This is a genomic window from Pseudonocardia hierapolitana, assembly GCF_007994075.1.
Lineage (GTDB): Bacteria > Actinomycetota > Actinomycetes > Mycobacteriales > Pseudonocardiaceae > Pseudonocardia > Pseudonocardia hierapolitana.
Window position 1 is genome coordinate 8,656,724 of record NZ_VIWU01000001.1, and the last position, 24,247, is coordinate 8,680,970.

Here is a 24,247-nt window from a genome sequence, read left to right on the forward strand (position 1 = left end):
CCCGTGATCGTGATCGTGATCGCGCGAGCGGTCACCCGAGCTCCTGGGCCACCACCGCCGCCGCCTCGGCGAGCAGGGCGTTGTCCCGCGTCGCGTTCTCGGCGGCCCGGGACGTCAGCACCGCGAGCGCGATCGGCGCCGCGTCCGGTGGCCACACCACCGCGACGTCGTTGGCGGTGCCGTAGCTCCCGGTCCCGGTCTTGTCGCCGACCCGCCAGCCCGCGGGCAGGCCGGCGCGGATGCGCTCGTCGCCGGTCCGGTTGCCCACCAGCCACTCGGTGAACTGGGTGCGATCTGCCGGGTCGAGGTGGTCGCCGAGCACCAGCGTCCGGAAGGTCCCCGCGATCGCGCGCGGGGTCGTCGTGTCCCGCTCGTCACCGGGGACCGCGGTGTTCAGCTCCGGCTCGGTCCGGTCGAGCCGGGTGACCTGGTCCCCGAGCGAACGGGCGAACTCCGTGATGCCTGCCGGTCCGCCGACGTCCGCGAGCAGCAGGTTGCCCGCGGCGTTGTCGCTGTAGCGGACGGCAGCGTCGCAGAGCTCGCGGACCGTCATGCCGCCGGCGACGTGCCGCTCCGCGATCGGCGAGGGGTCGATGAGGTCGGCCTCGCTGAAGTGCACGCGCCTGTCGAGGTACTCGGGCGGGGTGCGGTGCAGCACCGCGGCCGCGGCGAGCGCCTTGAACACCGAGCACATCGCGAACCGCTCGTCGGCGCGGTGGGCCAACTCCCGGCCGCTGCCGGTGTCGAGTGCGTACAGGCCGAGCCGGGAGTCGAAGCGCCGCTCGAGCTCGGCGAGCCGATCGGCGACCGCCGGTGCGGCGGGGGTGGCGGGTGCGGGTCCGGGAGGTGCGGGGGGCGGGGCAGCGACGGGCGCCGCACAGCCCGCGAGCGGCAGCAGCAGCGCCGCACGCAGCACCGATCGACGCATCACCGATCGACGCCGCACAGTCTCGATCTTCGGGATCACGGGCGCCAGGCAAGCAAGACGCCCGTGATAGCGCAAATAGGATGACACGCCCCCGTTGATACGAGATCGCTATGGACACTGCTACCGTCGCGGATGTGGATCTCCTGCGGCACCTGGAGTTCTTCGTCGCGATCGCCGAGGAGGAGCACTTCGGCCACGCCGCGGCCCGGCTCGGGATCGCCCAGCCTCCGCTGTCGCAGGGGCTGCAGCGGCTGGAGCGGTCGCTCGGCGTCGTGCTGGTCGACCGCAGCTCGCGAGGGGCCCGGCTCAACGCCGCGGGTCGTGACCTCCTCCCCCGGGCCCGGGGGCTGCTGGAGAGCGCGGAGGAACTGCGCCGCGCGGCGAGCGCGCACGCAGCCGCCCCGGTCCGGATAGGCGCCGTGCCGCAGCTCCCGATCCGGACGGTCGCCGCGCTCGTCACCGCGTGCAGCGAGCCGCCGGAGATCGTCACCGCACCCTCCACCGAGCTCCTCGACGCGCTCTCCGCGGGCCGGCTCGACCTCGCCGTCGTCGTGCACCCCGCGCTGCTGGGCCCGCTGCAGAGCGGACCGGTCCACCGGCTGGACACCGCGCTGCTCCTGCCCGCCGGTCATCCGGCGGCGACGCCCGGTCCCGTGGTCCTGCGGTCGCTGCGCGGGCTCGCGTTCGCCACGCCCCCGCGCCCCCACGGGCCCGCGGCGTACGACCTCCTGCTCGACACCCTCGAACAGCGGGGCCTGGTCACCACCCCGGTGAGCGCCCCGGACGAGCGCGCCGCGCTCGTGCTCGTCGCGGCGGGCCGGGCGTTCGCGATCACCGCCGACCCGGACGTCGACGCACCCGGGGTCGTCCGGCGCGAGGTCGCCGGGGAGCCCCTTCCGCTGCGCCTGCGGGTGGCGTGGCGTGGTCCGGGGCCCGACCGGGCCGTCCGCGATGCGGTGCTGGACGCACTCGGCCAGGAACAGGGGCGATGACCGAGCTCGAGCGGGAGATCCGCCGCACCTTCGCCGACGCCGGCGTCCACGGCCGGTTGCACGCCATGCCGCTCGGCGGCCCGGACCGCGAGGTCGGCGTGGACCCGGACGAGCCGGTGGTGATGGCATCGGTCTACAAGCTGCCGCTGCTCGTCGCCTTCTGCCGTCGCGTCGACGCAGGCGAGCTCGACCCGCGGGAGCAGGTCACCGTCGACCCCGCCGGGCGCACCGCGGGACCCACCGGCCTGTCCGTGATGCGCGACCCCGTGACGATGTCATGGCGCGACCTCGCCTGCTCCATGATCGGCGTCTCCGACAACGCCGCGGCCGACGTCCTGCTCCGGCGCGTCGGCCTCGACCACGTGAACGAGACGCTGAGCGACCTGGGGCTGGAGCGCACGCGGGTGCTCGGCGGCACCGCGGACGTGTACCGCACCCTCGTGGCCGACACCGCCGCCGCCGACACCGCGGCCGCCTTCCGCACGCTGACCAGCAACGATGCGGCGCCCGCCGTCCGCGCCTACGACGCGGTGCTCGCCAGCGCCACCACTCCGCGGGAGATGACGCGCCTGCTCGCCGCCGTATGGGCCGACCGCGCCGCCTCGCCGCAGCAGTGCCGGTTCGCGCGCGAACTGCTCGGCGCGCAGGCATGGCAGCACCGGCTGCGCTCGGGCTTCCCTCCGGTCGGGGTGCGGGTCGCCGGCAAGACCGGCACCCTGGCCGCCGTGCGCAACGAGGTCGGCGTGGTGCAGTTCGACGGCGAGCGTCCCGTCGCGGTCGCCGTCTTCACCCGCGCCGCCCGCGCCGAGGAGCTGCTCCCCCGCGCCGACGCGGTGATCGGCCAGACCGCCCGCCTCGCGGTCACCGACCTGCGGTCCGGCCGCCTGTGAGCACCGGGCTCAGTGGCTGGCGCCGGGCTCAGTGGCTGGCGGTGGCCAGCCGGACGGCGACGGTGGCCAGCACCAGCCCCGTGACCTGTTCGATGCGCGCCTTAACACGCGGGCGTCGCAGCCAGCGGCCGAGCCGGTCCACGGCCGCGACGTACAGGCCGAACCAGGCGACGTAGAGCACGACGAATACCCCGGACAGAAGCAGGGCCTCGGCCCGCGGTGAGCCGCTGTCGGCGGTGAGGAACTGGGGCAGGAAGGTCACGAAGAACAGCGCCACCTTCGGGTTGAGCGCGTTCGACAGGAAGCCCTGCCGCAGGTAGACCGGCCACCGCCGCGGTTCGGCGATCACCTCGTCGGCCTCGGGGCAGCGCCGGGACCGCGTCGCCGAACGCAGCATCTGCACCGCGAGCCACAGCAGGTACACCGCCCCGGCGATCTTCAGCGCGGTGAACGCCGTCGCCGAGGCGACCAGCAGCGCCGACAGGCCGAGCGCGGCGGCACCGGCGTGCACGGACACCCCGAGCACGCCGCCGACCACGGTCAGCAGCCCGCCCCAGCGACCGCCGCGCAGGGAGTTGCCCGTGATCAGGGCCTGGTCCGGCCCCGGCAACATGATCAGCACCAGCGCGGCGATGGCGAACGTCGTCATGTGGGGGAGCATGGCGCCACACGACCGATGAATCCAATGCCGATATCCGCGGCAACCCATCAATAGGATCGATGAATCGCACTCGTCGCCGCGCTCGCCGGGGCGGCGGCCGCGCTCAGCCCCGCGGAGGCAGGGTGACGACGTGCCCGCTCTCCAGCGCGACGAGCACCGCGCCGTCCGGGGCCACGGCCACGCCGTGCGGCTCCGCCCCCTCGCCGAGGTCGTGCAGCGCCGTGACGGTGCCCCGTTCGTCGAGATGGGCGAGGGCGCTCGCGGCCCACAGCGTGACCCAGCACCCGCCCGTCCCGTCCGCTGCCACGGCGTGCGGACGGGCCGCACGGTCGGGCAGGTCGAACTCCTGGAGCGGCTCCCCGGGGACGAGCCGGCCGACGCGGCCCGCGCCGATCTCGGCGAACCACAGCGCATCGCCGTCCGCGGTGATCCCGACCGGACCGCACGCGGGATCCGGCAGCGGGCGGAGGGTGATCTCGCCGGCGGCGTCGATCCGTCCGAGCGCGGCGACCCGGTTGAGGGTGAACCACGTCGCGCCGTCCGGGCCCGCCGTGATCATCGCGGGCATGCCGCTGTCACCGGGCACCGGCGTGAGCGCGACCTCCCCGTCCGAGCCGAGGCGGCCGACGGCGTCGGCGCCGATGGCGGTGAACCAGACCGCACCGTCGGGCCCGATGGCGATCCCGTATGGCCCGCCGCCCACGGCGAAGCTGCGCCGCGTGCCGTCGACGCCGTCGACGCGGTCGATCCGGTCGTCGCCCCCGCGCGTGATCCACACCGCCCCGTCCGGCCCGAGCGCGAGCAGGGACGGCCGGGACGCCGGGTTGCCCAGGTCGTACACCGACGGCTCACCCCCGGGTGGGAGGCGGGCGACCTCGCCGGAGTGGACGAGCGTGATCCACGCGACGCCTGCGGCGTCGACGGCGACGGCGTACGGGCCCGCGCCGGGTTCGCCGACCGCGATTCGAGTGAGCACCAGACCTCCTTGACGCGACCAATGTCGCAATAGGAGGATAGGCCTGTGACGATCGCGCGGCGGCCGGGGGGTCGCACGGCCCGCACCCGCGCCGCAGTGCTGGCCGCGGTGGAGGCGGAGCTGCTCGACCACGGGATCGACGGCCTCACGATCGACGCGGTGGCGGAGCGGTCGGGCGTGCACCGGGCGACGGTGTACCGGCGGTGGCACGACGTCGGCGGCCTGCTCGCCGACGCGCTCGCCGCGGGACGCGAGGACGGCTGGCAGCCGGCCGACCACGGCTCGCTCACCGCCGACCTCGTCGCGCTGAACCGGGACGTCGTCGAGCACCTGGCCGGCGAGCGGTCGATCGGGCGGGCGCTGATCGTCGCCTCGTACCGCTCCGCCGCGGCGGCCGCGGCCCTGCGCGACTTCCTCGACGACCGGTACCGGCGGTGCGAGGTGGTGGTCGACCGGGCCGTCGCCCGCGGCGAGGCGCCAGCCGGCACCGACGCCCGCCGCCTGCTGGTCGCCGCCACCGCCCCGCTGTACCACGAGATCCTGCTGCTGGGCGGCACCGTCGACGACGCGCTCGCGGTCCGCTGCGCCACCGACGCCGCCCGGGCCGCCGCCGCGGGGGTCTACAGGTAGACGAGGGGCTTCGGTGGCATGCCTTCACCATGGCCTTCGGTGGCGCCGCGCATCGTGCGGGGCCGCCCCTCAGAGCTCAAGGGCGCTCCGCGTCGCTCCGCGACCCAATGCCGCGGAGTTAAGTGATCTACGGTCTCGTCAAGTGGGCAGCGCTGCGGAGTTTGCGCGGCTCGTACGGGGTGTGGGCGTTCCCCGGTCGCCGTGAGTGTGGACACCGCTCGTCGCCGTTCTGATCAGCTACTTCGGGGCTGGGGAAGGTCAGCCGGTCGCGTTCGGGCTGCTCGTGTATGTCACCAGGTGATCGCCGGTGTGATCACGGCGTGGTGATCAGGTAGGCGACGGGACCTCTGGTAGGTCGGTCGGACCCTTCACGATCTTCCCGCACACCCAGAGGTCCCGTTGCCCGCGCAGTCTGACATGACGTCCCGCCCTGCCCGCAGCACCGCCACGGTCGGCACGAGGACGATCACCCGAGCGGTCACCGTTGCCGCCGGTGTGTTCGCCCCTGGTCATCTCGGCGAGTTGACCAGCTATCTGCCGTTCGAGCTGGTCGACGACGTGCTCGCCGAGACCCGCACCGTGCAGCGGCGGCTGCGGGAGCTGCCCTCGCGGGCGGGGGTGTACTTCGTGCTCGCTCTCGGGTTGTTCCCCCGGATCGGCTATGCCCGGGTCTGGGCCAAACTGTGCGCTGGGCTGAGCGGTGCTGGCCTGGCCGTGCCTGCGGTGTCGGAGAAGGCGCTGCGCGACTTGCGCCGCCGGCTCGGCCCGGCCCCGCTGAAGGCTCTGTTCGAGGTGGTCGCCGGGCCGCTGGCCCAGCCCCGCACCCCGGGGACCTGCTTCGCCGGGCTGCGCACGGTCGCCTTCGACGGCCTCAACTCGCTCAAAGTGCCCGACACCGACCGCAACCGCTCCTGGATGGGTCGCATCCGCTACCGGATGGGCTTCGCCGGCTACCCCACCCTGCGGCTGATGTGTCTGGCCGAGACCGGCACCCGCGGCCTGCTCGGCGCCACGATCGGCGCCGCCGGCGACCGGGACGAGGCCACCCTGGCACTGCGGCTGCTGCCGCTGCTGCGCCCGGGCATGCTGCTGCTACTGGACCGGGGCTTCGACGCCGCCACCTTCCTGACCGCCGTCGCGCGCACCGGGGCGATGCTGCTCGCTCGTGCCCGGTCCCAGCGCGTCCCACCGGTCCTGACACACCTGCCCGATGGCTCCTACCTGTCGGACCTCGACGGGCTGGCGGTGCGGATCATCGAGGCCGACCTGACGATGCGCGGCGCCGACGGCACCCGGATCGGTGACCGCTACCGGCTGATCACCACGCTGCTCGACCACCGCCGCTACCCGGCCGACGCGCTAATCCAGCTTTACCACGAACGCTGGGAGATCGAGTCGGCCTACCTCGCGCTGCGCCACACGATGCTCGACGGGCACGTCCTACGTTCCGGGGATCGGGCCGGTCTGGAACAAGAGGTGTGGGCGCTGCTGACGCTCTACCAACTGCTGCGCATGGCCATGACCACCGCGGTCGAGACCCGTCCCGGCACCAACCCCGACCGGGCCAGCTTCACCACCGCCCTGGAGACGGCCCGCGACCAGCTCACCGCCGCCGCCGGGATCTATCCCGAGCCCACCGACCTCCTCGGTGTCATCGGCCAGGCCGTGCTGGCCACGCTGCTGCCCGCCCGGCGGGCCCGCTACAGCGCCCGCAAGGTCAAGTGCGCGACCTCCCGCTACCTCAACCGCGACGACGGCCGCCCCACCGCACCGACGGCCATCACCACGATCGACATCCTCATGCACACCCCGGCCCCGGACCCGACGCCTCGACCGCGACGTGTCCCGAGCCGACCCCGCGCTCCCCGGCCGCCGACCCGCCGCGCGCGTGTCACCGCGCTGCTAGGCAGCGATCCCCGCCGCGCCTGGAGCGGCACCGAACTCGCCCAGACACTGCAGGTCCCGAAGCGCAACATGCTCACCCAACTCGCCGAGTGGACCCGCCTCGGACTCATCGCCCGCACCAATGCCGGCAGCTACGCCCTCGACCCACCACCGCCACCCGTCCCGCCCCCGAGCGACCGCCGATCCGGACGGCGGGAGGAGCGGGGCACGGTGGAGCCCCGCCAGCACAGCGCGGACGAACAACCCCGGCCCACGACGGACACCGTCCACGCCCACCGGCTCCCGGGAAATGACACGCCGACCCCGCCGGCCTCCTGGACTTGATCACCAGACCGCTAACTCCGCGGCATTGCTCCGCGACCCTTGACCTCCGAGCCTATGCGGCCCCTCCGGGCAGCACTACGTGGGCAGGCCGGGGGCCTGCCCTCCGGGCGCGCGGAGCCACCGAAGGCCGGCCCCACGACATGATCAACGCATCGGTGCCTCCCCGGCCGTATGCCGCCGCGAATGCACCGGAACGCCGATCAAGGCCCCACGCCCCCCTGATGATCGCCGATTCGGTGCACCCACGGCTGTCCACCCCTCGGCGCGATCGCCGGAGCGACACTGAGCGCCCTTGACCTGGGAGGAGCGGCCCCGCACACTGCGCGGCGCCGCCAGGAGGCCCCACCGACCGACAGCCCCCGGGACACCACGTGCGTCCTACTCGATCGCGCCAACGGTGCGGCGGCCGAGGAACTCGCGGGCGCCGCGCAGTTCGGTGCGTAGGCGTTGCCGGGTCATGGCGCAATCGAGGCGTACGTCGAGCGGCCCGGGCAGGTTGGTGTCGGCTCGCCGGCCTGCGGGCAATGCGGCGGTGTCGAGACCGTCCCGGCGGGCGATCAGGGTTCCCAGTTCGTGGCGGCTCACCGCATCGGTTCCGGCGATGTGGTGGATGCCGGCGTGGTCGGATGCTGCGAGTTCGAGAAGTGCGGCGGCCAGGTCGGCGACGTGGACGGGGCAGCGCACGTCGTCGGTGAACAGCACGTCGGTGATCCGGCCCGTGGCCAGGGCGTGTACTCGGCGCTCGTGGACCGAGCCACCGTCGCCGATGATCAACGAGGTGCGGGCGATCACCGCGGTCGGACTGATGGCCTTGATCGCGGTCTCGGCTGCGGCCTTGGCGGCGCCGTAGGGAGTGGTCGGATCAGGTAACGACGTCTCGTCGTAGCGGATCGCTGCACCGGAGAACACCGCGTCGCTGGATACGTGAACCAGACGCGCGGCCATCGAGGCTGCAGCGATGGCGACGTGCGCGGCGCCGTCGGCGCTGCTCGTCCAGTCGGCCTTCTGGAAAGCGGCGTTGACCACCAGGTCCGGCTCGATCTCGGTCACCAGATCGGCCACCCGCCGGCGGTCCCGGATGTCCACGGCGTGCCAGGTCGTGCCGGCCAGGTCGGCCGGTCGCGTCAGGTACGTCGCGGCCACCTGATGCCCCGCGGCCAGTGACTGCCGGGCGACCTCCCTGCCGAGGAATCCGCTGCCACCGACGACGAGGACTCTCATGGCCGGCTCGAGCTAGACGCCCAGCCAGGTCAGCACGGCCATCACCCTGCGGTGGTCGTCACCCGACGGCGGGAGGCCGAGCTTGGTGAAGATCGACGAGATGTGCTTCTCCACGGCCCCCTGGCTGATCACGAGGGTGCGGCCGATGGCGGTGTTGGTGCGCCCCTCCGCCATGAGCGCCATGACCTCGCGTTCGCGCGGGGAGAGCGCGGCGAGCGGGTCGCGGCGGCGGCGGTGGGCGAACAGGGCCGAGACGACCTCCGGGTCGAGCACGGTGCCGCCGTCGACCACCCGCTGCAGCGCGTCGGAGAGGTCGGCGAGCTTGGAGACCCGGTCCTTCAGCAGGTAGCCGACTCCCCCGCCCGCCGTGAGCAGGTCGGAGGCGTAGGACTCCTCGACGTACTGCGACAGCACGAGGATCGCCGTGCCCGGCACCGTGCGACGCACCTCCAGCGCGGCGCGCAGGCCCTCGTCGGTGAACGTCGGAGGCATCCGCACGTCGACCACGGCGACGTCCGGCTCGTGCTCCCGCACGGCCGCCACCAGCCCTTCACCGTCCCCGACGGCGGCGACGACCGCGGCCCCTGCCTCGTCGAGGAGGCGGACGAGCCCCTCCCTGAGCAGAAGCGAATCCTCCGCAAGCACGACCCTCACCTACCGATCATCCCCCACGCCACGCAGCGGGATCTCGGCGGTCAGCACGGTGGGGCCGCCGGGCGGGCTCACCACGTCGAGTGCGCCCTCGACGGTGGCCAGCCGGTCGGCGAGCCCGGCGAGCCCGTGGCCCTTGCCGAGGTGGGCGCCGCCTCGGCCGTCGTCGCGCACCTGCACGAGCACGCGGTCGGCGTCGGCGGTGACGACCACGGTGCAGAGGCTGGCGTGGGCGTGCTTCGCGACGTTCGTGAGCGCCTCGGTGACCACGAAGTACGCGGTGTTCTCGACGGCGGCGGCGAGGCGTTGCCCCTGTGGCAGCGCGACGTCGAGGGAGACCTCCACCGGGCAGCGCGCGGCGGCGGCCGCGAGGGCGGGCCCGAGTCCGCGGTCGGCGAGGATCGGCGGGGCGATGCCGCGGGAGAGGGCGCGCAGCTCGTCGAGGGCCTCGCGGCTCTGCGTGAGGGCCTCCGCCACAAGCGGGCGCGCCTTCTCCGGGTTGTCGTCGAGCCGCCGGGCGACCGCCTCGAGGTCCATGTTCAGCCGGACGAGCCGCTGCTGCGGGCCGTCGTGGATGTCGCGCTCGAGCCGGCGCAGCGTCTGCGCCTCGGCCTGCACGGCCGCCCGCCTGCTGGATTCCAGCTGGGTGGCACGCGCCCGCAGCGCGGCGGTCTGGTTGGTGAGCAGCCCGCGCGCCAGCCCGGCCCGCGTGGCGACCAGTCCGCGGATCACCAGTGGCGCCGTGGCCAGCATGATCAGCCCGAGCACGGTGCTGACCGCGATCTCACCGAGCAGCGAGTGCTGGCCGAAGAGCAGCCAGTACAGGCCGCCGCCGTCGTCCTCGGGATCCCGCGGGATCGACCACTGCCAGGTGACCGAGAGCGCCGAGCCGAGCCCGCCGACCGTCCAGACCACGGCGATGATGAACATCGCGAGCCGCACCGGGAACGCGATCACCGCGTGCAGCAGGTCGCGCCACGACTGCGGGTCGGCGAGCATGCTGAACAGCCGGCCGATCCCCCGGCCGCGCGCCTCGCGGTAGTGGTGCGGCGGCAGCGCCCGGCCGGTGGCCCACTCGGCGCCGCGCCGCTCGACGCTCGCGAGCCCGCGCGAGGCCCGCAGCGTGCCGGCGAGGATCGGCAGCCCGAGCCACACCACGATCGTGCCGACACCGGCGGCGAAACCCACGACCGCGATCACGAACGCGACGATGGCAAGCGGGAGGCCGCCGAGCAGATAGCCGTAGCCCCGCCAGAACCGCTGGGAAGCGGTGAGTGGCCCGCCGACCGCCGGGACGGGCGCGTATTCGCTCATGCCCCCACTCTCGTCACCCCGCACGGCGCCACCCAGCCGGTGTGCCTCCCTGCCGAGGGTAGGGCCAACCCGAACCCGAGCACGCATAGGCTGATCACCCATGGACAGACGGACCTGGGAGCGGGTCGACGCGTATTTCACCGGGCAGCTGCTCGGCCCCGATCCGGTGCTCGACGCGGCGCAGGAGGCGAACGCCCTCGCCGGGCTGCCCGCGATCGACGTCAGCGCGGCGCAGGGCAAGTTGCTGCACCTGCTCGCCCGCACCGTCGGAGCGCGCCGGATCCTCGAGATCGGCACCCTCGGGGGCTACTCGACGATCTGGCTCGCCCGCGCGCTGCCGGCCGACGGCGAGCTCGTGACCTGCGAGATCGATCCCGCTCACGCGGAGGTGGCCCGCGCGAATGTCGCGCGCGCCGGGCTCGACGGGGTGGTCGACGTGCGGGTCGGGCCGGCACTCGACACCCTCCCCACCCTGGACGGCCCGTTCGACCTGGCCTTCATCGACGCGGACAAGCAGTCCAACGCCGAGTACTTCCGGCACGCCCTGCGCCTGTCCCGCCCGGGCATGATGATCGTGGTGGACAACGTGGTGCGGGGCGGCCGGGTCGCAGATTCCTACAACGCCGACCCGGACGTCCGCGGCACGCGTGCGGTCGCCGAGCTGATCGCGCAGGAGCCGCGCGTCGACGCCACCGTCGTCCAGACCGTGGGGAGCAAGGGCTACGACGGCTTCCTCCTGGCGATCGTGAAGTAGACAGGCACTTCGCTATTTGCCATAGTTCCTTCGTGCTCGACGTGGACCTCGTGAAGGCGCTCGCCAACGAGAAGCGCCAGCTGATCCTGGACTGGCTGCGCGACCCCGAGGCGCACTTCCCGCCCCAGCGCGACGGCGATCTGGTCAGCGATGGCGTGTGCTCGCTGTACATCGCCGAGAAGCTCGGGGTCAGCCAGCCCACGTGCGGCGAGCACCTCAAGGTCCTCGCCCGGGCCGGGCTGATCCACGGCACGAGGATCAAGCAGTGGGTCTTCTACCGGCGCGACGAGGAGCGGATCGCCGAGGCGAAGGAGCAGCTGGCCGGTGAATGGTGACGACGACGCCTACCGGAGACTGATCGATCAGCTGGACGCCGCCGCGGCCCGGTACCGGCTGATCGACCCCCCGCCGGAGGGGCGCACCGAGCTGGTCAGCGCGATGCGCGGGCACGACGTGGCCTCGCCGCGCCTCGCCCTCATCACCGTCGCCGCCTGAGCCGTTGCGGGGCGAGCGCCCTTCGCCGTACCAGCGGTAGCGTCCACCCCCATGGAGCCCTCCGACCTCGCCGACATCCTGTCCGCGGTGCGCGACTTCGTCCGCAAGGAGGTCGTGCCGATCGAGGAACGGATCGACGCCGAGGACGCGATCCCGGATCGCGTGATCGCCACGTGCAAGGAGATGGGCCTCTACGGGTTCGCGATCCCGCAGGAGTACGGCGGGCTCGGCATGACGCTCACGGAGGAGGCGCAGCTCGCGTTCGAGCTGGGGTGGACCACGCCCGCGCTGCGGTCGCTCTTCGGCACCAACAACGGCATCGCCGGGCAGGTGCTGCTGGTCGGGGGCACGGAGGACCAGAAGAAGGAGTGGCTGCCGCGGCTGGCCTCCGGCGAGGTGACGGCGTCGTTCGGGCTCACCGAGGCCGACGCCGGCTCCGACCCGGCGGGGCTGGCCACCACCGCCCGCCGCGACGGTTCGGACTGGGTGCTGAACGGTTCGAAGCGCTACATCACGAACGCCCCCGTCGCGGACGTGATCATGGTGTTCGCCCGCACCAACCCCGACGCGGCCGGCAACCGGGGCATCTCCACCTTCCTCGTCCCGGCGGGCGCGAAGGGGCTCTCGATCGGGCCGAAGGACCACAAGATGGGCCAGTTCGGCGCCTGGACCGCCGACGTCCACCTCGACGACGTGCGGGTGCCGGCCGAAGCGCTGGTGGGCGGCGCCGACGGCGTGGACCGGGGCTTCCAGACCGCGGCCAGGTGCCTCTCCCACGGCCGCGCGCACATCGCAGCGCTGTGTGTCGGGATGGCCGGACGGCTGGTGCACGAGTCGGTCGAGTTCGCGAGGACCCGCGAGCAGGGCGGACGGCCGATCGCCTCGTTCCAGCTGGTGCAGGGCCTGATCGCCGACTCGGTGACCGACCACATGGCCGGCCGCTCCCTCGTGCTCGACGTCGCGCGGGCGTACGACGCGGGCGCCGACAAGGTGCGGGGCCCGTCGGTCGCCAAGTACTTCGCGAGCGAGATGGTGGGCCGCGTCGCCGACCGGGCGGTGCAGGTGCACGGCGGCGCGGGCTACATCCGCGGCGTCGCGGTCGAGCGGTTCTACCGGGACGCGCGGCTGTTCCGCATCTACGAGGGCACCAGCCAGATCCAGCAGGTGATCATCGCCCGGCAGACGCTGGGGGACGCCGCTCGCGGCTGATCGGGGCTTGCCGCGCACCCGGAAGTTGACCAAGGTGCTGGACATGGACGACTTCCTCGGCGATCTGACGCGCAGGGCGCTCGCCCGCGAGCCCATCCCCCGCGACGCCGCCCTGCGGCTGCTCGCGGGCGACGACGAACTGCTCGACGTCGTCGCGGCGGGCTCGCGCGTGCGGCGGGCGTTCTTCGGCCGCCGGGTGAAGCTCAACACGATCATCAACCTCAAGAGCGGGATGTGCCCCGAGGACTGCGGCTACTGCTCGCAGCGACTGGGGTCGGAGGCGGAGATCCTCAAGTACACCTGGGTCGCCCCCGACGAGGCGGCGAGCATCGCCGACCGCGCGGTACGGGCCGGCGCGAAGCGGGTGTGCCTGGTCGCGAGCGGCCGCGGCCCCGGTGATCGCGACATCGCCCGCGTGGAACGCACGATCGACGCGATCAAGGCCGACCGGCCCGACGTCGAGGTGTGCGTCTGCCTCGGCCTGCTCTCCGACGGCCAGGCCGACCGGCTGCGGGCCGCGGGCGCGCACGCCTACAGCCACAACCTCAACACCAGCGAGGCCCGCTACGGCGAGATCTGCTCCACCCACACGTTCGCCGACCGGGTCGACACGCTGCAGCGTGCCACGGCCGCCGGCCTCTCCCCCTGCTCCGGGGCGATCTTCGGGATGGGCGAGTCGGACGACGACGTGCTCGACCTCGCGTTCGCGCTGCGCGACCTCGACCCGGACTCGGTGCCGGTCAACTTCCTGATCCCGTTCGCCGGCACGCCCCTACAGGGCCGCTGGGAGCTCACGCCAGAGCGCTGCCTGCGGATCCTCGCGCTCTTCCGGTTCGTGTTCCCCGACGTCGAGGTCCGGCTCGCCGGCGGGCGCGAGATCCACCTGCGGAGCCTGCAACCGCTGGCCCTGCACCTGGCCAACTCGATCTTCCTGGGCGACTACCTCACCAGCGAGGGGCAGCCGGGCGCCGACGATCGGCAGATGATCGCCGACGCCGGGTTCACGATCGAGGGGGCAGAGGAGCAGAGCCTGCCGGACGCCCGCCACGACCTGGTGGTGCTGCGGCGCCGGGGGGCGGGCACCGACCTGCCGGCCAACGCCTGACGTCGTACCGGTCGAGGTTCATGACCTTGTCCCATGCGGCCACGAAGTCGCGCACGAACCTCTCCCGCGCGTCGCGGGCGGCGTAGACCTCGGCGATGGCCCGCAGCTCCGAGTTCGAGCCGAAGACGAGGTCGACGCGACTGGCGGTCCACCTGACCTCACCCGTGACGCGGTCGCGGCCTTCGTAGGTCTCCGCACCCTTGGACGTCGGCTTCCACGTGGTCCGCATGTCGAGCAGGTTCACGAAGAAGTCGTTGGTCAGCGCTTCCGGCCGGGAGGTGAGAACGCCCAGCGGGGACTGCCGGTGGTTCGCGCCCAGCACACGCAGGCCGCCGATCAGGACGGTCATCTCGGGCGGGCTCAGGTCCAGCAGGTTGGCGCGGTCGACCAGCAGGAACTCCGGCGGCAGCCGGTTGCCCCTGCCCCGGTAGTTGCGGAACCCGTCCGCGCGCGGTTCGAGCGGGGCGAACCACGCCACGTCCGTCTGGTCCTGCGAGGCGTCCGTGCGCCCCGGTGTGAAGGGGACCTCGACGTCGTGGCCTGCGCTCCTCGCCGCTTGCTCCACGGCGGCGCACCCGCCGAGCACGATGAGGTCCGCGAGCGAGACCTCCTTGCCGAACGAGCCCTTGATCCCCTCCAGCGTGCGCAGGACCGGTGCGAGCTCGTCCGGTTCGTTGACCTCCCAGCCCCGCTGCGGCTCCAGGCGGATCCGCGCACCGTTCGCACCGCCGCGCTTGTCGCTGTTGCGGAACGTCGACGCCGACGCCCATGCCGTGGAGACCAGCCGGGAGATCGACAGCCCGGAGTCGAGGATCCGGCGCTTGAGCGCGGCGACGTCCTCGGCGTCGAGAAGCTCGTGGGGAGGCGCGGGCACCGGGTCCTGCCAGGTCAACCTGTCCTGCGGCACCAGCGGCCCGAGGTAGCGCTGGATCGGACCCATGTCGAGGTGCGTCAGCTTGAACCAGACCCGGGCGAACGCGTCCGCCAACTGGTCGGGGTTCTCGTGGAACCGGCGGGCGATCGGCTCGTAGATCGGGTCGAAGCGCAGCGCGAGGTCGGTGGTCAGGATCGTGGGCGCGTGGGTCTTCGACGGGTCGTGGGCGTCCGGCACGGTGCCCGCCCCTGCTCCGCCGCGCGGGATCCACTGCCACAGACCGCCCGGGCTCAGCTCCACGTCCCACTCGTAGTCGAACAGGGTCCGGAAGAAGCTGTCGTCCCACCGCGTCGGGGTGGGTGTCCACGTTCCCTCGAGCCCGCTGGTGACGGTGTCGGACCCGTTCCCGGTGCCGTAGCGGCTCCGCCAGCCCAGCCCCTGCTCCTCGAGCGGGGCGCCCTCCGGTTCGGGCCCGAGGTGCTTGTCCGGGTCGGCCGCACCGTGGGTCTTGCCGAACGTGTGGCCGCCTGCGATCAGCGCGACTGTCTCCTCGTCGGTGAACCCCATGCGCCGGAACGTCTCGCGGATGTCCCGGGCCGACGTGATCGGGTCCGGGACGGTGTTCGGGCCCTCCGGGTTGACGTAGATGAGGCCCATCTGATCGGCCGCGAGCGGCCTGTGCAGGTCCCGGACCCCGGTGTGGCGCTCGTCGCCGAGCCAGGCGCGCTCGGGTCCCCAGTAGACGTCCTCGTCGGGCTCCCAGACGTCCTGCCGGCCACCGGCGAAACCGAAGGTCCTGAAGCCCATCGATTCGAGCGCCCGGTTGCCCGCGAAGATCATCAGATCGGCCCACGAGATCTTGCGGCCGTACTTCTCCTTCACCGGCCACAGCAGGCGGCGCGCCTTGTCCAGGTTGCGGTTGTCCGGCCAGCTGTTGAGCGGCGCGAACCGCTGCATGCCCGCACCCGCGCCGCCCCGGCCGTCGTCGACCCGGTAGGTCCCGGCGCAGTGCCACACCATCCGGACGACGAGCGGTCCGTAGTGGCCGAAGTCGGCGGGCCACCAGTCCTGCGACGTGGTCAGCACCTCGTCGACGTCCCGCGCGAGGGCGTCGAGGTCGAGGGTCAGGAACTCCGCGGCGTAGTCGAAGTCCTCGCCCATGGGATCGGCCGCGGGCGGGTGCTTGCGCAGGATCCCGAGGTCGAGCTGGTTCGGCCACCAGTCGCGGTTGCTCGTGGGCCGCGCCAGGGGGCTGCGGGGAGCGACCGGGGCGGGAAGGCCGAGCCCGCCCCCGCTCCGCTCGTCGACGGCGGCGTCCGGGCTCCGGTGTACATCCGTCATGGGGGTGAACCGCCTCTGGTTCAGCGTCAGGCAGGCACCCGCCACCCTAGGTACTGCCTCCGGGCTCCGTCACGCTCCTATCGGCCAGGTCTGCGCCTCCTGCGCGCGCACGGCCGACCGGGTGCCGATCACCGTGGCCAGGAAGGCGAGCACCAGGGCCACCAGCACACCGAGGTTCGCGTACGCCCACGCCCCCTCCCGGCCGCCGAGCGGGCCGAGCAGGTAGCCCTGCCAAGCCAGCCAGGAGGCGGAGCTGTTGACGACCAGGCCCCAGCCGAGCAGCGTGCAGACGACCACCACGGCGATCGGGAACGGCCGCACGTCACCGTAGCGGCCGGCCGGGTCGAAGAGCGCAGCCTCGTCGTAGTCGCGCCGCCGCAGCGCGATGTCGGCCAGCATCACGCCGCACCACGCCGCAACGGGCACGCCGAGCGTGATCAGGAAGCCCTGGAACTGCCCCAGGAACTCCCCGCCGAAGAACACCGCGTAGATCGTGCCCAGGATCATGATCACGCCGTCGATCAGCGCGGCGACGTACCGCGGCACCCGCACGCCCATGGCGAGCATCGCGAGGCCGGACGAGTAGATGTCGAGCACGGCGCCGCCCACCAGCCCGAGCACCGCCACCAGCGCGAACGGCACGAGGAACCAGGTGGGCACCGCGGCCGTGAGGGCGCCGATCGGGTCGGCGGCGATCGCCTCCGACAGCTCGGTGGACGAACCGGCGAGCAGCAAGCCGAACGCGAACAGCACCAGCGGCGCGAGGGCCGACCCGACGGTCGTCCACGCCACGACGCCGCGCCCCGATGCGCTGCGCGGCAGGTAGCGGGAGTAGTCGGCGGCGGCGTTCACCCAGCCCAGTCCGAACCCGGTCATCAACATCACCAGGGCGCCGACGACGTCCTGGGCCGACCCGCTCGGGAGCGCCGCCACGGCACCGAAGTCGACGTCGTCGACGACGAGCAGGATGTAGACGACGGTGAGCACCGCGGTGACGATCGTGATCACCGTCTGCAGGCGCATGATCAGCTGGAAGCCCAGCACGCCTGCCGCGACCGTCAGGGCGGCCACCACGACCAGCGCCACCAGCAGCGTTCCGGTGCCCCCACCCCAGCCGAGCCGGGAGAACACCGTGGCCGTGGCGAGCGTCGCGAGGGTGGTGAGGACGGTCTCCCAGCCCACCGTCAGCAGCCAGGAGATGGCCGACGGCAGCCGGTTGCCCCGCACGCCGAACGCGGCCCTGCTCATCACCATTGTCGGAGCCGATCCCCGCTTGCCCGCGATCGCGACGAACCCGACGAGCAGGAACGAGAACACGATGCCGACGATCCCGGCCACCAGCGCCTGCGGGAACGAGATCCCGAACCCGAGCGCGAACGCGCCGTAGCTCAGCCCGAGCACCGAGACGTTCGCGGCGAACCAGGGCCAGAACAGCTGGCTCGGGCGGCCGTGACGCTCGGCGTCGGAGATGACGTTGATGCCGTTCTCCTCGACGCGCAGCGCCGACTGCTGCCCCTCCGCCACGAGAGGAGGCTAATGCACCGTCAGTGCTCTGCGGGACGGATGTGGTACTCGAATACCAGCCCGCCGATGGCGAACAGGAGCAGAACGCCGCCGATCACCAGCAGCCACACGTGCCAGAAGGCGAGCGCGATCCCGCAGAGCGCGGCGCAGGCCGCAACTCCGATCGGCCAGTAGCTGCCCGGGGAGAAGAAGCCCACGTCGCCGGCGCCGTCGGACACCTCGGCCTCCGGGTTGTCCTCCGGGCGTGCCTCGAGCCGCCGGGAGACGAACCGGAAGTACGTGCCGATGATCAGCGAGAGGCCACCGGTGAGGAACAGCGCCGCGATGCCGACGGGCTCCTGCGCCAGCACGGTGTAGACGATCGCCGCGAGGAAGAAGAACGCGGTGATGATCTCGAAGATGCGGGATTCGACCTTCATGACGTTCCTCAGCTCCCCGAGGTGACCGGCTGCGACGCGGTGCGGTGCGTCCGGTCCGTGTTGAAGGGGTAGGTGGTGTACGCCTCGGGCGTGCACAGCTGGCCGCAGCCGAGCCGCTGCAGCGCCTCGCCGGCCGTGTACGGGGCGCCGGTGTCCGGGTTGACCTGCTGCCGCAGGCTGAGCCACTGGTCGAACAGCGCCGGCGAGATCGCCCTGACCTCGAAGTTCATCATCGCGTGGTAGGTGCCGCAGAGTTCGGCGCACCGGCCGACGAACGCACCCTCACGGTCGATCGAGTCGATCTGCCACACGTTGTCCTGGTCGTTGACCTCGGGCATCGGGAAGACGTCGCGCTTGAACAGGAACTCCGGCACGAAGAAGCTGTGGATCACGTCGTTGGATCGCTGCGAGAACTCGATCCGCCGCTCGGTGGGCAGCACGAGCAACGGGATGGTCTCGCTGGTGCCCAGCGTGCTCACCGGGCGCCCGTCCGGGGTCGGGGCGTCGGGGTACTCGAACTCCCAGTTCCACTGGAACGCCGTGACGTCCACCCGCAGGTCGGGATCCTCCGCGTCGATGTCGACGTAGTTCTGCACGTTGACGGTGAACGCGAACAGCACCGCCACGATGATCGTGGGGATCACGGTGAAGGTGATCTCGAGCGGCAGGTTGTACTGCGTCTGGCGCGGCACGCTGTCGTCGCCCTTGCGCTTGCGGTGGAAGATCACCGCCCAGAACATCGCCGCCCACGTGACCGCGCCGACGACGAGCGCCGCGACCGCCGACCACGTCCACAGCTCGCGCATCGCCTCGGCCTGCGGGGTGATCCCCACCGGCCATCCGAAGCGCAGGACCTCCTCCACCGAGCAGCCGGTGGTGAGCGGGATGACCAGCAGCGCCAGCCCGGCCAGCTGGACCGCGCGCCTCGTCGGGCTCTGCCTTCTCGACGATTGCCTCGCCGAGAATCGGTCTCCCCCGCGCTGTGCTCGGCCCACTGCTCGCCGCCCTCCTGAACCGTAGCCCTGTGCGTATTCGCTGTGTTCCCGGCCTGAATTCGACCTCGCGTAGAGACTAGCCGAGCAGGTCATCGGCGACCGGCCCGGGTGGGGGCGGAATCCGGTGGTGCCCGCGGCCGTCCCGCGCCGGAATGGACACCGTGGTCGAACGCGCCGCCCCCGTCACCCTCGACACCGTCGCGCCCGGCGACGAGCGCGCCTTGCGCGACTGGTTCGCGGTGCTCACGGCGGCACAGGCGCGGGGTCGGCCGTCGACTGCTGCACCCGGCTCGCCGGCATCGCCCGCGCCGCGGGCCGGGCGCGGCTGATCACCGAGGCGCGGGAGCCGCTCGACGAGCCCGGGCCCGCGACCGGGGATCCGGCTCGGCGCACCTGCCACGGGTCGATGAGCTCGATCCCGGTGTCCTTGAAGTCCTTCGTATTACGGGTTGCGAGCGTGGCTCCGCGGGCCCGGCAGATCGCCGCGATCTGGGCGTCGGCGACGCTGATGGGGCGCCCGAGGCGTTCCCGGTCGGCGACGACGTGCGCATACGCCCTGGCGGCGTGCCGATCGAACGGCTCGACCCGCCCCCGGAAGTCGTCGTCGAGCATCGCCCGCACGGCGTGGTGCAGCGCGACCCTCCGGCGCCCGTCCGGCAACCGGGCAACGCCGTGGTGCAACTCCGCCACCGTGACCGCCGTCGTTGCCGTCTCGGCGACGGGCAGGGCGTCGAGCCAGGTGAGCACCCTCGTGTCGGGTGTCGCCCGGACGAGCTCGGAGAGGACGTTGGTGTCGAGGACGATCACGCGTCGAAGTGCGCCGCACGCGGCATGTCACCGCGAGGAGGCGGCTCGAGGTCGATCCCGCCCACGGCGGCGAACCGAGCAGCGATCCGGCTGCCCAGTCCGGTCTCCGCGTCAGGCTCGGACAGCGCCTCGCGCAGGATCGCCCGCACCTCGGCCTCCATCGAGCGGCCGTTGCGGGCGGCTCGAACGCGCAGTCGCGCTCGTGTGTCGTCGTCCAGCCCTCGCACCGTCAGCGTCGTCACCGAACACCCCCAGATGACACCGTTGACTGCAACGCTAGCACTGCTGGCAATGACGACAGTCGGCGTCAGCCGGGCAGCACGCGCTCGATCTCCGATGCCGCGTCCGGGCCGTAGGCATCGCTCAGGCGGGTGATGGCGGTCGCGCGGTCCCACGACCATTCCTGCGGGCCGTCGGTCTCCAGCACTTGCACGGCGATGAGGGAGCCCAGCTGCGCGGCGCGCTCCAGCGACAGGCCGCCCGAGACGGCGGCGAGGAACCCGGCCCGGAATGCGTCACCGACGCCGGTGGGGTCGACCTTGCCGGTCTCCGGCACCACGCCGACCTTCAGGGTCTGCTCGCCGTGGATCTCCACGCCGTTCTCGCCGTGGGTGGTGATCCGGATCTCCACCTCGTCGGCGACCTGCGCCTCGGTCCAGCCGGTCTTCTTGAGCAGCAGCTCCCACTCGTAGTCGTTGGTGAGCAGGTAGCGGGCACCCGACACGAGCCGGCGGATCTCCGGGCCCTCCATGCGGGCGAGCTGCTGGGACGGGTCGGCCGCGAACGGGATGCCCAGCTCGCGGGCCTCGTCGGTGTGGCGCAGCATCGCGTCGGGGTCGTTGGCACCGACCAGCACGAGCTCGATCCGGTCGACCAGCGGGGCGAGGGAGATCTCCCGGGAGCGGGCCATCGCACCGGTGTAGAAGGACGCGATCTGGCGCATGTCGTCGTCGGTGGTGCACACGAAGCGGCCCGTGTTGACGTCCGGGCAGACGAGCACGGCGGAGCAGTCCACGCCGTTGGCCTCCAGGCGGGCCCGGTACTCGCCGAAGTCCGCCCCGACCGCGCCGACCAGCAGCGGCGAGCGGCCGAGCACACCGAGCGCGAACGCGATGTTGCCGGCCACACCGCCGGGCCGGATCACCATGTCGTCGACGAGGAAGCTGAGCGAGAGCCGGTCGAGCTGCTCGAGGACGATCTGGTCGGCGAACCGACCCGGGAAGTGCATCAGCTGGTCGGTGGCGATGGACCCGGTCACGGCGATAGGCACGGGGAGTCACCCTACAGACGCGACCGACCCCGGCCGAGGGGTCCGGCCGGGGTCGGTGGGGTGCCGCGATCTACAGAGCCGAGCTGGCTCGGCGGGCGATCAGTTGAACGAGTCGCCGCAGGCGCACGAACCGCCCGCGTTCGGGTTGTCGATCGTGAAGCCCTGCTTCTCGATGCTGTCGACGAAGTCGATGACGGCACCCTGCAGGTACGGGGCGCTCATCCGGTCGACACCGACCTTCAGCCCGTTGAAGTCGCGGAACAGGTCGCCGTCGAGCTCGCGGTCATCGAAGAACAGCTGGTAGCGCAGGCCGGCGCAGCCACCCGGCTGGACGGCGATGCGCAGGTGCATGTCGTCGCGGCCCTCCTGGTCGAGCAGCGCCTTGGCCTTGAACGCGGCGGCGTCGGTGAGCTCGACACCGTGCGTCTCGGTCTCGACGGCGGTGGTGTTGTCGACAGTCATGACTCTCCCCAACAGCGTGCGGCGCGATCCTGTTCCCAGCGTACCTCCGGTACCCCGGGTCGCCCGCGCAGCGGCAGGAGCGTGATGCGCGCCACGCCCGGATCCGGTGTCCGCTCGGCAGGCTCCGCTCAGCGCTTGCTCCACTGCCGGGCGACGTGCTCGGCGAGCGCAGCGAGGGTGCCGGCCGGGTCGGCCATCGACGCCTCGATGCTCCCGGCGTGCTCGGCCACGCCGAAGGCGGCGTCGACGCCCACCGCGGCGGCCTCCCGGCGCCCCACCGACACCTGACCGGCGAGCACGATGCACGGCAGCCCGCGGTCGGCGGCGCCACGGGCGACCGCCGTGATGAGCTTCCCGCGCAGCGACTGCCAGTCGAAGCTGCCCTCGCCGGTGATGGCGAGCTGGGCCTTGTCGAGCTCGGCGTCCAGGCCGACGAGCTCGCGCACCAGCGCCGCCCCCGACACCCGGCGCGCCCCGCACGCGAGCAGCGCGGCCCCGAGCCCGCCTGCCGCGCCGGCTCCCGGCTCGTCGCGCACGTCCACGCCGAACGCGGCGGCGAGCGCGTCGGCAAACCGGGCGAGCGCCGCGTCCAGCTCCGTGACGGCGGCGTCGTCGGCGCCCTTCTGCGGCCCGAAGACCGCGGCCGCGCCGTGCTGCCCGAGCAGCGGGTTGTCGACGTCGGCGGCGGCGACCAGACGCACGCCGCCCAGATCGGCAGCGCCCTCCAGCCGCGCGCAGCGGGCGAGCGCCGCGCCGCCGCCGGAGAGCGGGGCACCGTCGTCGTCGACGGGCACGGCGCCCAGCGCGGCGAGCATCCCCGCGCCCCCGTCGGTGGTGGCCGACCCGCCCAGCCCGATGACGACCACGCCGACGCCCGCGTCGCGTGCGTCGGCCACCAGCTCACCGACCCCGCGCGAGGTGACCGCGAGCGCCACCTCGGGGACGCGCCGCTCGCGCGGCACCAGGTGCAGCCCGCACGCGTCGGCCGACTCCAGGTAGGCGGTGTCCTCGATCCGCAGCCAGCGCGCCTGTACCGGGTCGCCGAACGGGCCCGTGACCTCCAGCTCGTGCCACTCGCCGCCGCGTGCGGCGTACAGGACGTCGACGAAGCCGGTGCCGCCGTCGGCGAGCGGGAGGAGCCGCAGCTCGTCGTCCGGGGCGGTGCGGCGCCAGCCCGTTGCGATCGCCTCGGCCGCCGCCGTGGCACTCAGGGTGCCGCCGAAGGAATCAGGTGCCACGACCACTCGCATGCCCGGCACGCTAGTGCCCCGCACCGGGCTTCCGGTGCGGGGCACTACTGCCCGTAAGGTGGCGTGTGTGAGGTTCCTGCGCCGTTCCACGCCGTCGAAGGTCGGCGCCGACTCGTCCGAGTCCGCGGCGCCTGCGCCCACCGACTCCGAGCAGTCCGAGGCCAAGCGCTCCGCGGGGAAGGGCCGTCCCACCCCGAAGCGCCGCGAAGCCGAGCGCCGCCGCCGCGGACCGGCCGCGCCGCCGCCGCGCACCCAGCGCGAGGCCGCCCGGCTGGCCAAGGCGAACCGGCCGAGCAGGGAGGAGCGGCGCAGGCAGGCGGAGGAGCGGCGCGCGCGGATGGCCGCGGGCGACGAGCGCTACCTCATGCCGCGCGACCGCGGGCCCGTCAAGGCCTACATCCGCGACCTGGTCGACTCGCGGCCGCACATCATGGGCCTTTTCATGCCGCTCGCGATCGTCGTGGTGCTCTCCCTGCTGGTCCCGGTGCCGTCCGTCCAGCAGTACCTGAGTCTCTTCAGCCTCGTCGCGCTCTCGACGATGATCATCGAAGGGATCTTCCTCGGCGTCTCGATCACCCGGAAGACGCGGGAGAGGTTCCCGGACGAGCAGATCGGGGCCCTGTCCACCGGCTGGTACGCGTTCACCCGCGCCAGCCAGCTCCGGAAGCTGCGCATCCCGAAGCCGCGGGTCCAGCGGGGCGCGAACCCCTGACCCGCACGCTCGTGCTCGGCGGGACGCGATCGGGCAAGTCGCGGCACGCCGAGGACCTCCTGCCGGCCGACTCCCCCGTCCGCTACGTCGCCACCGCTCGGCGGCGGGCCGACGACCCGGAGTGGTCGGCCCGCATCGACGTCCACCGTTCCCGCAGGTCCCCGGCCTGGACCACCGTCGAGGACGCCGACGTCGCCGCGATCGTGCGCGGGGGCGGCGGGCCGCTCCTCGTCGACGACCTCGCCACCTGGCTCACGGCCGTGCTCGACGACGCCGCGGCATGGGACGCGCCCGCCGTCCCGCCCGCCGTCGGCACCGCCGTCGAGGAACTGGTTGCCGCGGTCGAGTCGGCGCCCGGCCGCGTCGTGCTCGTGTCCGCGGAGGTGGGCCTCGGCGTCGTGCCGGCCACCCGGGCGGGGCGGCTCTTCCGCGACGAGCTGGGCGCGCTCAACGCGGCCCTCGCCGCCGTGTGCGACGAGGTCGTGCTGCTGGTGGCGGGCCTCCCGCTGCGCCTGAAGTGATCCCGGGACGGTATGAA

General features: G+C 72.9%; 26 protein-coding genes. 11 read left to right on the top strand and 15 right to left on the bottom strand.

Annotated elements, in window-relative coordinates:
• Positions 1 to 31 precede the first annotated feature (31 nt).
• The gene (bla, locus tag FHX44_RS40890) at positions 32 to 928 is read right to left on the bottom strand and encodes a class A beta-lactamase (RefSeq protein WP_147261894.1); all 897 of its coding nucleotides are present in this window, start codon (positions 926 to 928) and stop codon (positions 32 to 34) included.
• Between the two features lie 134 nt (positions 929 to 1,062).
• Between bla and FHX44_RS40895 the strand changes: the two genes are divergently transcribed.
• Positions 1,063 to 1,920, top strand: a complete 858-nt coding sequence (locus FHX44_RS40895; RefSeq protein WP_170309255.1) for a LysR family transcriptional regulator — start codon at positions 1,063 to 1,065, stop codon at positions 1,918 to 1,920.
• A complete protein-coding gene (locus tag FHX44_RS40900; protein WP_147260649.1) occupies positions 1,917 to 2,810 on the top strand; it encodes a serine hydrolase in 894 nt (297 codons plus the stop codon). Before FHX44_RS40895 ends, FHX44_RS40900 begins: the two co-directional genes overlap by 4 nt.
• A 28-nt stretch (positions 2,811 to 2,838) precedes the next feature.
• Here FHX44_RS40900 and FHX44_RS40905 read toward each other — a convergent pair whose 3' ends face one another.
• Together FHX44_RS40905 and FHX44_RS40910 are read right to left on the bottom strand one after the other, a co-directional pair.
• The gene (locus FHX44_RS40905; protein WP_147260650.1) at positions 2,839 to 3,459 is read right to left on the bottom strand and encodes a LysE family translocator; all 621 of its coding nucleotides are present in this window, start codon (positions 3,457 to 3,459) and stop codon (positions 2,839 to 2,841) included.
• Between the two features lie 115 nt (positions 3,460 to 3,574).
• Positions 3,575 to 4,447, bottom strand: coding sequence for a Vgb family protein (locus tag FHX44_RS40910; RefSeq protein ID WP_147260651.1), 873 nt, complete (start codon positions 4,445 to 4,447; stop codon positions 3,575 to 3,577).
• 45 nt (positions 4,448 to 4,492) lie between these two features.
• Between FHX44_RS40910 and FHX44_RS40915 the strand changes: the two genes are divergently transcribed.
• A complete protein-coding gene (locus FHX44_RS40915) occupies positions 4,493 to 5,077 on the top strand; it encodes a TetR-like C-terminal domain-containing protein (protein ID WP_147260652.1) in 585 nt (194 codons plus the stop codon).
• A 417-nt stretch (positions 5,078 to 5,494) separates the two neighbouring features.
• Positions 5,495 to 7,306 carry an IS4 family transposase gene (locus FHX44_RS40920; RefSeq protein ID WP_212612889.1) on the top strand — a complete coding sequence of 604 codons (1,812 nt, stop codon included), beginning with the start codon at positions 5,495 to 5,497 and terminating at the stop codon, positions 7,304 to 7,306.
• Between the two features lie 378 nt (positions 7,307 to 7,684).
• On the opposite strand, the gene FHX44_RS40925 is transcribed toward FHX44_RS40920, so the two are convergent.
• Genes FHX44_RS40925 through FHX44_RS40935 form a run of 3 tightly spaced genes read right to left on the bottom strand, consistent with a single transcriptional unit; the run spans position 7,685 to position 10,492 of the window.
• Positions 7,685 to 8,527 (bottom strand): sugar nucleotide-binding protein, encoded by an 843-nt coding sequence (locus FHX44_RS40925; protein WP_147260653.1) that lies wholly within the window; start codon positions 8,525 to 8,527, stop codon positions 7,685 to 7,687.
• 12 nt (positions 8,528 to 8,539) lie between these two features.
• On the bottom strand, positions 8,540 to 9,181 hold the full coding sequence (locus tag FHX44_RS40930; protein WP_147260654.1) for a response regulator transcription factor: 642 nt from the start codon (positions 9,179 to 9,181) through the stop codon (positions 8,540 to 8,542).
• Positions 9,182 to 10,492: a sensor histidine kinase gene (locus FHX44_RS40935; protein ID WP_246170871.1), complete on the bottom strand. Its 1,311-nt coding sequence runs from the start codon at positions 10,490 to 10,492 to the stop codon at positions 9,182 to 9,184. It lies immediately after the preceding gene.
• Between the two features lie 100 nt (positions 10,493 to 10,592).
• Between FHX44_RS40935 and FHX44_RS40940 the strand changes: the two genes are divergently transcribed.
• Genes FHX44_RS40940 through bioB form a run of 5 tightly spaced genes read left to right on the top strand, consistent with a single transcriptional unit; the run spans position 10,593 to position 14,055 of the window.
• Positions 10,593 to 11,246: an O-methyltransferase gene (locus FHX44_RS40940; RefSeq protein ID WP_147260656.1), complete on the top strand. Its 654-nt coding sequence runs from the start codon at positions 10,593 to 10,595 to the stop codon at positions 11,244 to 11,246.
• 32 nt (positions 11,247 to 11,278) lie between these two features.
• Positions 11,279 to 11,581: an ArsR/SmtB family transcription factor gene (locus tag FHX44_RS40945; RefSeq protein WP_147260657.1), complete on the top strand. Its 303-nt coding sequence runs from the start codon at positions 11,279 to 11,281 to the stop codon at positions 11,579 to 11,581.
• Positions 11,571 to 11,741 carry a YbaK/EbsC family protein gene (locus FHX44_RS40950; protein ID WP_212612890.1) on the top strand — a complete coding sequence of 57 codons (171 nt, stop codon included), beginning with the start codon at positions 11,571 to 11,573 and terminating at the stop codon, positions 11,739 to 11,741. Before FHX44_RS40945 ends, FHX44_RS40950 begins: the two co-directional genes overlap by 11 nt.
• 51 nt (positions 11,742 to 11,792) lie before the next feature.
• Complete coding sequence (locus tag FHX44_RS40955; protein ID WP_147260658.1) at positions 11,793 to 12,950, top strand: acyl-CoA dehydrogenase family protein; 1,158 nt, start codon at positions 11,793 to 11,795, stop codon at positions 12,948 to 12,950.
• Between the two features lie 43 nt (positions 12,951 to 12,993).
• Positions 12,994 to 14,055: a biotin synthase BioB gene (gene bioB / locus FHX44_RS40960; RefSeq protein ID WP_147260659.1), complete on the top strand. Its 1,062-nt coding sequence runs from the start codon at positions 12,994 to 12,996 to the stop codon at positions 14,053 to 14,055.
• Here the strand turns inward: bioB and katG are convergent.
• The 9 genes from katG to FHX44_RS41005 all read right to left on the bottom strand — a co-directional run bounded on the left by katG (position 13,952) and on the right by FHX44_RS41005 (position 22,997).
• Positions 13,952 to 16,270 carry a catalase/peroxidase HPI gene (gene katG / locus FHX44_RS40965; RefSeq protein WP_147260660.1) on the bottom strand — a complete coding sequence of 773 codons (2,319 nt, stop codon included), beginning with the start codon at positions 16,268 to 16,270 and terminating at the stop codon, positions 13,952 to 13,954. The genes bioB and katG overlap by 104 nt on opposite strands.
• A 69-nt stretch (positions 16,271 to 16,339) precedes the next feature.
• Complete coding sequence (locus FHX44_RS40970; RefSeq protein ID WP_212612891.1) at positions 16,340 to 17,794, bottom strand: purine-cytosine permease family protein; 1,455 nt, start codon at positions 17,792 to 17,794, stop codon at positions 16,340 to 16,342.
• A 20-nt stretch (positions 17,795 to 17,814) separates the two neighbouring features.
• A complete protein-coding gene (locus tag FHX44_RS40975; RefSeq protein WP_147260661.1) occupies positions 17,815 to 18,213 on the bottom strand; it encodes a cytochrome c oxidase subunit 4 in 399 nt (132 codons plus the stop codon).
• Positions 18,214 to 18,221: 8 nt separating this feature from the next.
• A complete protein-coding gene (gene ctaC, locus FHX44_RS40980) occupies positions 18,222 to 19,208 on the bottom strand; it encodes an aa3-type cytochrome oxidase subunit II (RefSeq protein WP_425469175.1) in 987 nt (328 codons plus the stop codon).
• A 243-nt stretch (positions 19,209 to 19,451) separates the two neighbouring features.
• Positions 19,452 to 20,015 carry a type II toxin-antitoxin system VapC family toxin gene (locus FHX44_RS40985; protein WP_147260663.1) on the bottom strand — a complete coding sequence of 188 codons (564 nt, stop codon included), beginning with the start codon at positions 20,013 to 20,015 and terminating at the stop codon, positions 19,452 to 19,454.
• Complete coding sequence (locus tag FHX44_RS43700) at positions 20,012 to 20,257, bottom strand: FitA-like ribbon-helix-helix domain-containing protein (RefSeq protein WP_147260664.1); 246 nt, start codon at positions 20,255 to 20,257, stop codon at positions 20,012 to 20,014. The genes FHX44_RS40985 and FHX44_RS43700 overlap by 4 nt, the downstream gene beginning before the upstream one ends.
• A 65-nt stretch (positions 20,258 to 20,322) precedes the next feature.
• Positions 20,323 to 21,243, bottom strand: a complete 921-nt coding sequence (locus FHX44_RS40995) for a carbohydrate kinase family protein (protein WP_212613131.1) — start codon at positions 21,241 to 21,243, stop codon at positions 20,323 to 20,325.
• 141 nt (positions 21,244 to 21,384) lie between these two features.
• Positions 21,385 to 21,747, bottom strand: a complete 363-nt coding sequence (locus tag FHX44_RS41000) for a HesB/IscA family protein (RefSeq protein ID WP_147260666.1) — start codon at positions 21,745 to 21,747, stop codon at positions 21,385 to 21,387.
• A 128-nt stretch (positions 21,748 to 21,875) separates the two neighbouring features.
• Positions 21,876 to 22,997 (bottom strand): glycerate kinase family protein, encoded by a 1,122-nt coding sequence (locus FHX44_RS41005; protein ID WP_212612893.1) that lies wholly within the window; start codon positions 22,995 to 22,997, stop codon positions 21,876 to 21,878.
• A gap of 67 nt (positions 22,998 to 23,064) precedes the next feature.
• On the opposite strand from FHX44_RS41005, the gene FHX44_RS41010 reads away from it, so the two are divergent.
• Both FHX44_RS41010 and FHX44_RS42975 read left to right on the top strand, forming a co-directional pair.
• Positions 23,065 to 23,709, top strand: coding sequence for a DUF3043 domain-containing protein (locus FHX44_RS41010; RefSeq protein ID WP_147260668.1), 645 nt, complete (start codon positions 23,065 to 23,067; stop codon positions 23,707 to 23,709).
• A gap of 11 nt (positions 23,710 to 23,720) precedes the next feature.
• Entirely contained in the window at positions 23,721 to 24,230 is a 510-nt protein-coding gene (locus tag FHX44_RS42975; RefSeq protein WP_246170872.1) for a bifunctional adenosylcobinamide kinase/adenosylcobinamide-phosphate guanylyltransferase, read from the top strand.
• The last annotated feature ends 17 nt before the right edge of the window (positions 24,231 to 24,247 follow it).

Bases quoted from the DNA above. Each gene is read 5' to 3' on its own strand.
- bla (WP_147261894.1), bottom strand. From the start codon at position 928: ATGCGTCGATCGGTGCTGCGTGCGGCGCTGCTGCTGCCGCTCGCGGGC.
- FHX44_RS40900 (WP_147260649.1), top strand. From the start codon at position 1,917: ATGACCGAGCTCGAGCGGGAGATCCGCCGCACCTTCGCCGACGCCGGC.
- FHX44_RS40905 (WP_147260650.1), bottom strand. From the start codon at position 3,459: ATGACGACGTTCGCCATCGCCGCGCTGGTGCTGATCATGTTGCCGGGG.
- FHX44_RS40920 (WP_212612889.1), top strand. From the start codon at position 5,495: ATGACGTCCCGCCCTGCCCGCAGCACCGCCACGGTCGGCACGAGGACG.
- FHX44_RS40925 (WP_147260653.1), bottom strand. From the start codon at position 8,527: ATGAGAGTCCTCGTCGTCGGTGGCAGCGGATTCCTCGGCAGGGAGGTC.
- FHX44_RS40935 (WP_246170871.1), bottom strand. From the start codon at position 10,492: ATGAGCGAATACGCGCCCGTCCCGGCGGTCGGCGGGCCACTCACCGCT.
- FHX44_RS40940 (WP_147260656.1), top strand. From the start codon at position 10,593: ATGGACAGACGGACCTGGGAGCGGGTCGACGCGTATTTCACCGGGCAG.
- FHX44_RS40955 (WP_147260658.1), top strand. From the start codon at position 11,793: ATGGAGCCCTCCGACCTCGCCGACATCCTGTCCGCGGTGCGCGACTTC.
- bioB (WP_147260659.1), top strand. From the start codon at position 12,994: ATGGACGACTTCCTCGGCGATCTGACGCGCAGGGCGCTCGCCCGCGAG.
- katG (WP_147260660.1), bottom strand. From the start codon at position 16,270: ATGACGGATGTACACCGGAGCCCGGACGCCGCCGTCGACGAGCGGAGC.
- FHX44_RS40975 (WP_147260661.1), bottom strand. From the start codon at position 18,213: ATGAAGGTCGAATCCCGCATCTTCGAGATCATCACCGCGTTCTTCTTC.
- FHX44_RS40995 (WP_212613131.1), bottom strand. From the start codon at position 21,243: ATGCACTTCCCGGGTCGGTTCGCCGACCAGATCGTCCTCGAGCAGCTC.
- FHX44_RS41000 (WP_147260666.1), bottom strand. From the start codon at position 21,747: ATGACTGTCGACAACACCACCGCCGTCGAGACCGAGACGCACGGTGTC.
- FHX44_RS41005 (WP_212612893.1), bottom strand. From the start codon at position 22,997: ATGCGAGTGGTCGTGGCACCTGATTCCTTCGGCGGCACCCTGAGTGCC.